This is a genomic window from Streptomyces sp. NPDC102437, from assembly GCF_044765565.1.
In the GTDB taxonomy this organism is placed as follows: domain Bacteria; phylum Actinomycetota; class Actinomycetes; order Streptomycetales; family Streptomycetaceae; genus Streptomyces.
Genome location: NZ_JBIWKI010000025.1, coordinates 43,570 through 53,103 on the forward strand (window position 1 = coordinate 43,570; position 9,534 = coordinate 53,103).

The following is a 9,534-nucleotide window of genomic DNA, read 5'->3' on the forward strand; positions in this document are numbered from 1 at the left end:
ACCGCATGGCTCGGAAGGCTCGGAAGAGGAAGACGGACGGCCCTACGCCGCGTCGGGCCCTCTGGCTGAGAACACTGATCGCGATCGCGGTGTGCGGCACCGCAGTGGGCGGCCTGGCCGCCTACCGGACCCACTCCGACGACGACACCGCCGCCGAGCGGCCGGTGACGACGGACGAAGCGTCCAGACTGGCGCTGTCGCGGCTGAATCTGTACCAGGCCAGCCCGGTGGCGGTGACGCTGACCGCCGCCGAGGGCGGCGAAGTGACGGTGCGGGTCAAGGGCGTTGTGGACTACCGGACCCATCGCGCCGTGGGGAGCTACCAGGTCACCGGAGCCACTGGATCTTCTGGTCCCTCCGGCACCGCCACCGGGCAGCTCGACCACGGGCTGATCGTCTGGGACACCGGCGGCCTCGGCCTGGCCCCCGTGCCCAAGGACGACAGCGGACCGCCCTGGCAGCAGGCCGAGCACATTCCGCGCTCGGGCTGGTCCTCGCGTTCCTACACGACCGATCCCCTGGACGCCGGGCTCCAGTTGCTGATCGGGCTCGGTGCGGACCGCCCGGACAACCCGATGCTGCTCGCCCAGTCCGGGGCCCGATGGCTGGGCCGTGATCGCATCGACGGCCGCGGCTACGACCGGTTCGCCGGGCCGCGCGCCCAGGGCGCCACGCCCGGTGCGGGTTCCGGCGGCGGACGGTCGCCGCTGACCTACTGGGTCGACGGTGACGGCGGTCTGCGGCGGGTGACGATGCGGATGCCGGGCCTGGGGACGCCGACCACCGTGGAGTTCGCCGGGCGCGAGGCCCGCGCGAAGCTCCCCGAGGCGCCGTGGGCCACCGGCTGACATCGCGGTGCCGGCGGCCGTCCTGTGCCGTGGTCGACCGCGCCGCCGCGCTCAGCGTGAACGCGGAACGGCGTCCACGTCCTTCGGGAGCGGATACGCGGCCTCGTCGACGGCCCCGGGCAGACCGGTCGCCGGGCGGCCCGGGGCAGTCGGGTCCGGCATGGACGGCTGGGCGGTCGGGGCGGGTACCTTGTTGAACGGGACGCCGGGCGGCGCCTGCACCGACGCGGTCCGGCCGGTGGGCAGCGCACCCCGCCCCTTCGTTGCGCAACTCGCCTGTTTCTCCAGCCTGTTGGGGCTCTGGGTGCCGGGCCGGTTGTCCGCGAAACAGTTCTTGGGGTCGACCGAGGCCAGTACGAGGTCGATGCCGTTGCCGGTGGCGCGGTTGCCCTCGACGCGATTGCCGCTCGCCGGGTGTCCCGGCGGGTCGGTGACGACCACTCCGGCGGCCCGGTTGCCCCGGATCAGGTTGCGCTGGACGCGGTTCGCGGTGCCGCCGCCGATGCCGATACCGATACCGAAGCCCCCGTCCGCCTGCTCGGGCGTGTCGGCGGCGTTGTTGTCGGCCACCACGTTGCCCGCGATCACCGCGCCGCGCTGAGGGGCAAGGGCTTCCAGGTCGTTGGAGTTGACGGTGACGCCGACCCGGTTGCGGGCGACGCGATTACCCAGCACATGCAGGCCGTCCGAGGCATTGGTCAGTTCGATGCCGACCGCGTTGCGTTCCACGGTGTTGCCGCGGACGACGGTGGAGCAGGGCTTGCACTGGCCGACGTAGATGCCTGAGTCGGCGTGCCCGGAGGCGTAGGACTCCTCGATCACACCGTCGCGCGCGTCAAAGGCGTAGATGCCGTACAGGCCGTTGTTGTACGCCGTGACCCTGGTCGCCCTGAAGCCGCGTACGGGAGGGAAACGGGTGGTGTCCAGCGGGTCGTAGGCGGAGCCGCCCGCGCCGCGCTGCTGCAACCGCTCGTCGGTGACGCCGGTGAACAGCACGCCGTTGGCGAGGTAGCCGTGCACAGTGAGGTTCTCCACCACCGAACCGGCACCGGTCACGGTGATGCCGTTGGCCAGCCGTACACCGCCGTCGAAGACCACCTTGTTGCGGTCCGTTCCGCGCAGCACCACTCGGGGCTTGGTGACGCGCACGCTCTCCCGGTACACGCCCTCGCCGATCAGTACCGTCTCACCCGCGCGGGCGGCGTCAACCGCCTGCTGCACCGAGCGGTAATCCTGCGGAACGCGCAGCACACTCCCTGCTGGATGGCGCGCATCGGTGGATGTCGGCCCCGCACCGGAGCATGCGGTGGCCGCCAGCGCGAGCGGGACGAGCATCACCGACAGACGCGACATCGCCCTGAACACCGCCCTCGGGACTGTCGAGCGGTTCAACAGGCGTTCTGCAGACAGGGTTTGCATGGAAGATGTTTTATCGTCTCCAATAGCCCCATGCCCACCGAACAGGGAAAAGCCCAGGATCCACCCCGGCCCGCGGCCACCGCTTTCGGGCGGCGTCGAGCACTGCTCGCAGCCGGGGCGGTGCTCGCCGCCGGGGCCGGTGCGGCGGCCGACGAACTGTTGCGGGACGACCGGGCAGCGGGCCGGGCGACTGCCGGTCCCCCGCCGGCCGAGGCCGCGATCCCCTTCCACGGCGCCCGGCAGGCAGGTGTCACGGCGCCGCAGCAGCCGGCGACGCACCTGCTCTCCTTCGACCTCCCCCGGACCTCGGCCGCCGCCGACCGGAAGGTTCTCCGCAGCGTCCTCGGTGCACTGAGCAACACGCTCGCCACCGCGGCCGCCGACTCCCCGCCGGACCCACGGCTCCAAGGCGGTGGCACGACCCGGCTCGCCTCCCTGGTCGCCATCGGCCCCGCCCTCGCCGCCCGGCTGGACCTCGATGTCCCCGCCTCGCTGGCGGAGTTACCGCCGTTCCCCGGCGACCGCCTCGACCCGCGCCGCAGCAACGGCGACGTCCTGGTCCAGGTGAGCGCGGCCGACCGCTGGACGCTCACCGTCGTCGCCGAACTCGTCGGCAGTGCCGCGCAGGCCGCCGGTGCGGTGCCGCGCTGGACCCAGTCCGGCTTCCTGCCCCACACTCCCCCGGGCACCACCCCGCGCAACCTGTTCGGTTCCAAGGACGGCACCGCCAACCCCGATCACCCGGCGGCCGAGCAGTGGGTCTGGGGCCCGCCCGGAGCCCACGGGGACGGCACCGTTCTGGTCTACCGCCGGATCCACATGGACGTCTCCGGCTTCGCGGCCCTCTCCGAGGACCGGCGCGACCGGGTGATCGGCCGCCGCGCCCGTGACGGAGTCGCCCTCACCGGCACCGCCGAGCGCGACGAGCCGGACATCTACGCCAAGAACCCGGACGGCTCCTATGTCATCCCCGCCACCGCCCACGTGCGCCTCGCCAGCCCCCGCTTCGACGGCGGCGCCCGTATGCTCCGCCGCAGTTACAGCTACGACGACGGACCGGGCGACCGCGGCCTCCTCTTCTGTGCCTTCATGCGCGACGCCGCCCAGTTCACCCGCGTCCAGAACCGGCTGGCCGCCCGCGACGCGCTCAACCCGTTCCTCCAGCACCGGGCCTCGGCCGTGGCCTACGTCCTGCCCGGTGCCGGATCCCCCGGGACCCTCGGTGAACGGCTCTGGGCATGAGGTGCACCCGGTTCACGCGTTCACCGCCCCGAACCGTTCAGCCCGCGACCCGGGCCATCCACTCCTCGACCTCGTCCGCCGACCTGGGCAGTCCGGCCGACAGGTTCTCGTGGCCGTCTTCGGTGACGACCAGGTCGTCCTCGATCCGGACGCCGATGCCGCGCCACTCCTCGGGCACGGTGAGGTCGTCCGGCTGGAAGTACAGGCCGGGCTCGACGGTGAGCACCATGCCCGGCTCCAGCACGCCCTCGACGTACTCCTCGTTGCGGGCCTGCGCACAGTCGTGGACGTCCAGGCCGAGCATGTGGCCGGTGCCGGCCATCGTGAAGCGGCGCTGGAGGCCGAGCTCGTACGCGCGGTCGGCGGGGCCCTCGATGAAGCCCCACTCGACCAGTCGTACCGCCAGGTGGCGCTGGGAGGCCTCGTGGAAGTCCCGGTACGCGGCGCCCGGCTTGACAGCCGCCATGCCGGCTTCCTGGGCCTCGTACACCGCGTCGTAGACCTTGCGCTGCACAGGAGTGAAGATGCCGCTGATCGGCAGGGTGCGGGTGACGTCGGCGGTGTAGAGGGTGTGCGTCTCCACACCCGCGTCGAACAGGAGCAGCTCCCCCGGGCGCACCGGACCGTCGTTGTCCGTCCAGTGCATGATCGTGGCGTGCTCGCCCGCGGCGCAGATCGAGCCGTAGCCGACCGCGTTGCCCTCGAGGCGGGCGCGGCGGAAGAAGGTGCCCTCGATCCACCGCTCGGACGTCTCCACCGCGCCGGAGAGCTCACCGATCGCGTCGGTGAATCCGCGTACCGTGGAGTCGACGGCCTTGCGGAGCTCTCCGATCTCCCAGTCGTCCTTGACGAGGCGGAGGTCTCCGAGCGCCTCTTCGAGTTCGGCGTCGCGCTCCTCGTCGGTGGTCACGGCGCCCTCCAGGGACGGGTCGATGCCCCGGACGATCCGGGTCGGCGCACCGGAGGGGGCGGCGAGGTCGGCGGCCGCCGTGCGGACGTCCCGGCAGGGCAGGCCGAGCACCAGCTCCGACTCGGCCAGGGAGCGGCGCCTGCCCATCCACAGCTCGGCCGTGGAGCCCGTCCAGAACTCGTCGTTGTTCCTGCTGTCCCGCGGCAGCTGGTAGCAGTAGGCGTCATGGCCGCCGTCCGCGCGGGGTTCGAGGACGAGAGCACCGTCCCGGGCCTGGTCACCGGTCATGTGTACGTAACCCGTGTACGGGCGGAACGGGTAGGTGTCGTCGTTCGAACGGGTCTTGAGGTTCCCGGAAGGGATCACGAGGCGCTCGCCCGGGAAGCGCGCGGAGAGCGCGGCGCGGCGGCGGGCCGCGTACGGGGCCTGCTCGTCGAGCCGCAGGTCGTGCCGCTCGGTGTCCGCCCAGCCCGTCCGCATCAGAGCGGACAGTTCCTCGGAGATCCCTGAGTAGAGACCGTTCTTTCGCCCCTTGGCCACGGCGTACGCCTTCCTCTCGATGAGTTCCTCGTGCGGGTTCCTCGGTGGGTTCCTCGCCGGCGAGGGGTGGAGCGCGGCCGTACCGACGGCCCTGCTCGCGGTGGCACCCGGCGCCCTCGTCGCCGCCGGTCGTCGGCGGCTCCAGGACGGTATCCCGCACCGCGCGCGTGTGGTGCCCAGGAGTGCCACTGGCACGGATCTGCCACATCCGCCGGCCCGGAGGCGTCGATAATGGGGCGCATGAGGAACGCGAGACTCGGCGAGGCGCTTCGGCTGCTGGGCATCGGGCACGAGGCGGGCCGGGTCTATCTGGCACTGCTCGAACTGGCCCCCGCGCCGCTGAGAGCGATCGCAGAAGCGGCCGGTCTGGACGGTGCGGACCTGGCCGCCGCGTACGGGGCACTGGTCGATGCCGGTCTGGCCAGTGCCGCCGAGGAGGGCGAGGACGTGGTGGCCCCGGTTCCGCCGGCCGCCGGGCTGGAGGTCCTCGCCCGGCACCGTGCGGCCGAGGTCGAGGAGTCGCGCATCACCGTCGGGGGCGCGTTCGAGTCGTTCCGGCGGCAGCGGCTCGCCGCGTACAACGACGATCTCGTGGAGGTCGTCACCGGCGAGGCCATCGGCCCCCGGATGCGTCAGGCCTGGGCGAGCGCCCGCGAGCAGATCCGGCAGCTGGAGTCACCGCCGTACTTCCCCCTGCCCGGGGCCACGGACGACGCGCTGGCCACCCTCGCCAGGGGGGTGACGCAGCGGGTCGTGTACTCGCGGGAGTCGCTGGAGCATCCGGGCCGTCTGAAGGATGCCATCGAACCGTGCATCAGGGCCGGCGAGCGAGCCCGGGTGCTGCCGTCGGTGCCGGTCAAGCTCGTGATCATCGACGAGGCGTACGCACTGGTGTCCCTGTCGATCCAGGAGGCGGACGTACACAACACCATGCTGATCGTCCAGCCGTGCGGGCTGCTCTCCGCACTCATGGCGCTGTTCGAGCAGTCCTGGCACAACGCGCTGCCGTTCCACGGCCGCACCACTCGTCCGGGCGGCCTGCAACCCGCCGACCGCCGTCTGCTGTGGCTCCTTGCGGGCGGCGCCGGCGACGACGTGATCGCCCGGGAACTGGGTATCAGCCGCCGCACGCTCTTCCGCCGCCTCCAGGTCCTGATGGCCCGGCTGGGCGCCGCGAACCGCTTCCAGATGGCCTTGCAGGCGCAGCGCAACGGATGGCTGTGATTCCGCCGACCGTGGCGATGTGTTTTCAACCGGCCTCCAGGGAAAGCCACTTGCGGCCATCGCCCGAAAGCCCTCAGTGTGTCGCCCGCTCCGCCACGACACCGACGACAAGCGCGCCGGCATCCTCGACGGCGGGGACTGGCGCACCGCCGGCCGGAAGCGGCTTCACCGGCGCGTGAGCCATGGGGAAGACGCCCGACGCCCTGCTCTGCCGCGAGTTACAGGACTCCACCGCCCCGCATTCACGCACCCTCGATGTTAATTTAGGTTAGGCTAAGCTAATTGGACATCAGGAGTGGCTCGGACGAACGACCAGGGTGGGGGCAGACATGGGACCGGTCGTCACGGAGCGCGCGGACGCGCATCCGTCCGCCAGGCAGCTTCACCGGCCGGAGGAACCGCGGGGCGGCACGGTCGTCGTCAAGTTCGGCGGCAATGCCATGGTGGACCCGGAACTGCAACGGACGTTCGCCCGCGATGTCGTGGAGCTGTGGCACACGGGGCTGCGCCCGGTCGTCGTGCACGGGGGCGGGCCGCAGATCAGCTCGATGCTCGACCGCCTCGGCCTGGAGACCCGCTTCGAGGCGGGGCTGCGGGTGACCACCCCGGAGACCATGGAAGTGGTGCGCATGGTGCTGAGCGGCCGGGTCCAGCGGGAGCTGGTCGGTCACATCAACGCCCATGGACCCTTCGCCGTGGGCATGACGGGCGAGGACGCGCACACCATGACGGCGGTACGGCGACCGGCCCGGGTGGACGGCCGGGAGGTGGACATCGGTCTGGTCGGTGACATCGTGGACGTGAACCCGGGCATGGTGGGCGCGCTCCTGGAGCAGGGGCACATCCCGGTGGTCTCCCCCGTGGCGCGCGGCGAGGACGGACAGGTCTACAACGTCAACGCCGACCTCGCGGCGTCCGCCCTCGCCGTGGCGCTCGACGCCGAGCGGCTGGTGATGCTCACCGATGTGGCGGGGCTGTACGCGGACTGGCCGCACAGCACCGAGGTGATCGGCCGGTTGACCGCCGACGCGCTGGAGGGGCTGCTGCCGGGGCTGGCCGGCGGGATGGCGCCGAAGATGGAGGGCTGCCTGCGGGCCGTCCGCGGCGGCGTGGGCCGGGCGCAGGTACTCGACGGCCGCGTGCCGCACGCCGTGCTCCACGGTGTCCTCGGCGGGGCCGGCCCCGGCACAACCGTGGTTCCCGGCGATGGCCCGGAGCACGGCAGCGGCACCGCCTGACCGCGTCGGACACCCTCGGAACGGCCATCGGTTCACCTGCGCGTGGGCCGCCATCGGTGCGCATGCGCGCGGGGCGGTCAGAGGATCTTCGCGAGGATCCGCGCGTCACGCCGGGGGTCCAGGGACTCCACCCAGGACGTAGGCGCCGGACGCGTGGTCGTGGACGCGAAGCCGTACCGGAGGAACAGGTCACCACCGCCGGTCGTCGCCGTGAACAGGGTGTCCAGCGACCGGGCGCGCGCCGTGGCCAGCAGGGCGCGCAGGAGCCCGGCTCCCACGCCGAACCCCTGCCGGTGCCCGGCGACGCAGAAGTTGTACACGACACCCACGGCCCCGCGGTCCTCCCCCGGACCCGCCGGGTACACCCGCAGGCCGACGCAGCCTTCGAGCGGGGATCCGGGAGCCTGCGCCAAGAGGAAGTCGGCCGCGTGGGCGGCGTAGAGCGAGACGGGCCGCTCCCGCAGCGCCCCCGAGCGCACGAAGGGCCGGGACAGCCCGGCGAGTGCGGCGGCGTCCTGGGGGCGGGCGGGGCGCACGGAGTGCGTCGGCGCGGAGGGCGCGGGCGGCAGCGGAGCCGGGCGCGGCGTGGCAGTGATCAAGGCTTCGGGGTCAGTCGGTGGCCGCCGCGAGGGACCGGGGGCGCAGGTCGGTCCAGTGGGTCTCGACGTAGTCCAGGCAGGCATCGCGGCTGTTCTCGTCGAGGGCGATCGTCCATCCGCCGGGTACCTCCGCGAAGGACGGCCAGAGCGAGTGCTGTCCCTCGTCGTTCACCAGGACCAGGAAGCGGCCTTCGGGGTCGTCGAAGGGGTTGGTGCTCATGTGTCGGTGCCTCCTCGGGGCCGACGGGCCGATGACGGCGGCGTCGTGAGTGTGCGTCAGGGCGCGGGTGCGGGTTGGATCGGAGCTGAGGCGAGCAGGAATATTAGGTTAGGCTCACCTAATGCATGGTGAGCCTAACCTCTTCCCCTTTCCTCTCACAAGGAGATGTCGATGCGCCCGGTGACCGAGCGGGACCGCGACGAGGACGGGGGCGACGCCTTCGCCGGGTTCGGACTGCACGGCAGGCCCGGCACCGACGAGTTCTGGGCGGCGGTACGGACACCGGTGCCCGTGCCCGCCGGTGACGGCGGCTGGCGGGCCCTGTTCCTGTGGCGCGGGTCCGAGGCGCTGATCGACTTCGAGAGCTGGTCGCAGCCGATCCCCCTGCGCCGGTGGGCCGATACCGACTGCTGGTACGCCGAAGTGCGCATGCCTGCGCGGCTGCGGGTGACCTACCGGTTCCTCGCGGGCGGCGCGGCCTGTGCCGATCCGTACAACCCGGCCGGTGCGGGCGCCGACCGGTCCATCGCCGCGACCCCGGACGCCCCGGCCCAGCCGCACTGGCCCGTCGTCGGCGCCGACGACGTGCTGCCGCTCCCGCACACCCGGATCCGCTGGGCGAGCGAGCGGCTCGGCGGGCGGCGCACCGTGCGCGTCCACCCGGTGGGCGGCGGCGGGCCGGTGGTCCTGTTGCTCGACGGGGACGACTGGCTGCATCTGCACCCGGCGATGACCGCGTTCGACTCGGCCGCCGCCTGCGGCGAGATGCCGCCCGTCACCCTGGTCTTCCTTCCGGCCAAGGACCGGCGGGCCGAGTTCGGGTGCAGGCCCGAGCTGTGGGAGGCGGTCCGGCACGAACTCCTGCCGCTGGTCGCGGAGTCCGGCGTGCCCGCCGACGCCGGCCGGCTGGTGGTCGCGGGGCAGAGTCTGGGCGGGCTGAGCGCACTGTACGCGGCGCTGGAGTTCCCGGACCTGGTCTCGCGGGTCGCCTGTCAGTCGCCGTCCTTCTGGTGGTCGCCTGGGGCCGAGGACCTGCCGGACCCGTTGGGCGGTCCGGTCGGCGGCGCCGTCGCCGCGCGGCTGCGGCGCGGCCCCGACCTGTCCGGTCTGCGCTGCGCGTTCGATGTCGGGGAGCACGAGACGCGGATGCTGCCGCACTGCGAACTGACGGAGGCACTGACCGAACAGGCCGGCGCGACGGTACGGGTGTCGCGGTCGGCCTCGGATCACGACCGGGCGGGCTGGCGCCACGCCCTGCTCAGGGACGTCGCCTGGGCCCTGCTCTGAAAGGCCC

Annotated in this window: 9 protein-coding genes; 5 read left to right on the top strand and 4 right to left on the bottom strand. The window is 72.6% G+C overall.

Translation table 11 applies throughout. The features are described from left to right. Positions 1–5 precede the first annotated feature (5 nt). Positions 6–848, top strand: coding sequence for a hypothetical protein (locus tag ACIRJP_RS27940; protein ID WP_404179663.1), 843 nt, complete (start codon positions 6–8; stop codon positions 846–848). A 51-nt stretch (positions 849–899) separates the two neighbouring features. Here the strand turns inward: ACIRJP_RS27940 and ACIRJP_RS27945 are convergent, their stop codons facing one another. Further along, on the bottom strand, positions 900–2,201 hold the full coding sequence (locus tag ACIRJP_RS27945) for a right-handed parallel beta-helix repeat-containing protein (RefSeq protein ID WP_404179666.1): 1,302 nt from the start codon (positions 2,199–2,201) through the stop codon (positions 900–902). 96 nt (positions 2,202–2,297) lie between these two features. Here ACIRJP_RS27945 and ACIRJP_RS27950 point away from each other — a divergent pair, with 96 nt between their 5' ends. After that, positions 2,298–3,509, top strand: coding sequence for a Dyp-type peroxidase (locus ACIRJP_RS27950; protein ID WP_404179669.1), 1,212 nt, complete (start codon positions 2,298–2,300; stop codon positions 3,507–3,509). A gap of 37 nt (positions 3,510–3,546) precedes the next feature. On the opposite strand, the gene ACIRJP_RS27955 is transcribed toward ACIRJP_RS27950, so the two are convergent. Then, entirely contained in the window at positions 3,547–4,959 is a 1,413-nt protein-coding gene (locus ACIRJP_RS27955) for an aminopeptidase P family protein (RefSeq protein ID WP_404179672.1), read from the bottom strand. Positions 4,960–5,199: 240 nt separating this feature from the next. Here ACIRJP_RS27955 and ACIRJP_RS27960 point away from each other — a divergent pair, with 240 nt between their 5' ends. Both ACIRJP_RS27960 and argB read left to right on the top strand, forming a co-directional pair. Next, positions 5,200–6,183: a LuxR family transcriptional regulator gene (locus tag ACIRJP_RS27960; RefSeq protein WP_404179675.1), complete on the top strand. Its 984-nt coding sequence runs from the start codon at positions 5,200–5,202 to the stop codon at positions 6,181–6,183. A 329-nt stretch (positions 6,184–6,512) separates the two neighbouring features. Then, positions 6,513–7,421 (top strand): acetylglutamate kinase, encoded by a 909-nt coding sequence (gene argB / locus ACIRJP_RS27965; RefSeq protein WP_404179678.1) that lies wholly within the window; start codon positions 6,513–6,515, stop codon positions 7,419–7,421. Positions 7,422–7,498: 77 nt separating this feature from the next. Here argB and ACIRJP_RS27970 read toward each other — a convergent pair whose 3' ends face one another. Both ACIRJP_RS27970 and ACIRJP_RS27975 read right to left on the bottom strand, forming a co-directional pair. After that, positions 7,499–8,020: a GNAT family N-acetyltransferase gene (locus tag ACIRJP_RS27970; protein WP_404179681.1), complete on the bottom strand. Its 522-nt coding sequence runs from the start codon at positions 8,018–8,020 to the stop codon at positions 7,499–7,501. Between the two features lie 10 nt (positions 8,021–8,030). Next, positions 8,031–8,240 (bottom strand): MbtH family protein, encoded by a 210-nt coding sequence (locus ACIRJP_RS27975; RefSeq protein ID WP_404179684.1) that lies wholly within the window; start codon positions 8,238–8,240, stop codon positions 8,031–8,033. Positions 8,241–8,411: 171 nt separating this feature from the next. On the opposite strand from ACIRJP_RS27975, the gene ACIRJP_RS27980 reads away from it, so the two are divergent. Continuing rightward, positions 8,412–9,527, top strand: a complete 1,116-nt coding sequence (locus ACIRJP_RS27980) for an alpha/beta hydrolase-fold protein (protein ID WP_404179687.1) — start codon at positions 8,412–8,414, stop codon at positions 9,525–9,527. Positions 9,528–9,534 lie beyond the last annotated feature (7 nt).

Coding starts and splice junctions, on each gene's coding strand:
- ACIRJP_RS27940 (WP_404179663.1), top strand. CDS start 6: ATGGCTCGGAAGGCTCGGAAGAGGAAGACGGACGGCCCTACGCCGCGT.
- ACIRJP_RS27945 (WP_404179666.1), bottom strand. CDS start 2,201: ATGTCGCGTCTGTCGGTGATGCTCGTCCCGCTCGCGCTGGCGGCCACC.
- ACIRJP_RS27950 (WP_404179669.1), top strand. CDS start 2,298: ATGCCCACCGAACAGGGAAAAGCCCAGGATCCACCCCGGCCCGCGGCC.
- ACIRJP_RS27960 (WP_404179675.1), top strand. CDS start 5,200: ATGAGGAACGCGAGACTCGGCGAGGCGCTTCGGCTGCTGGGCATCGGG.
- argB (WP_404179678.1), top strand. CDS start 6,513: ATGGGACCGGTCGTCACGGAGCGCGCGGACGCGCATCCGTCCGCCAGG.
- ACIRJP_RS27975 (WP_404179684.1), bottom strand. CDS start 8,240: ATGAGCACCAACCCCTTCGACGACCCCGAAGGCCGCTTCCTGGTCCTG.
- ACIRJP_RS27980 (WP_404179687.1), top strand. CDS start 8,412: ATGCGCCCGGTGACCGAGCGGGACCGCGACGAGGACGGGGGCGACGCC.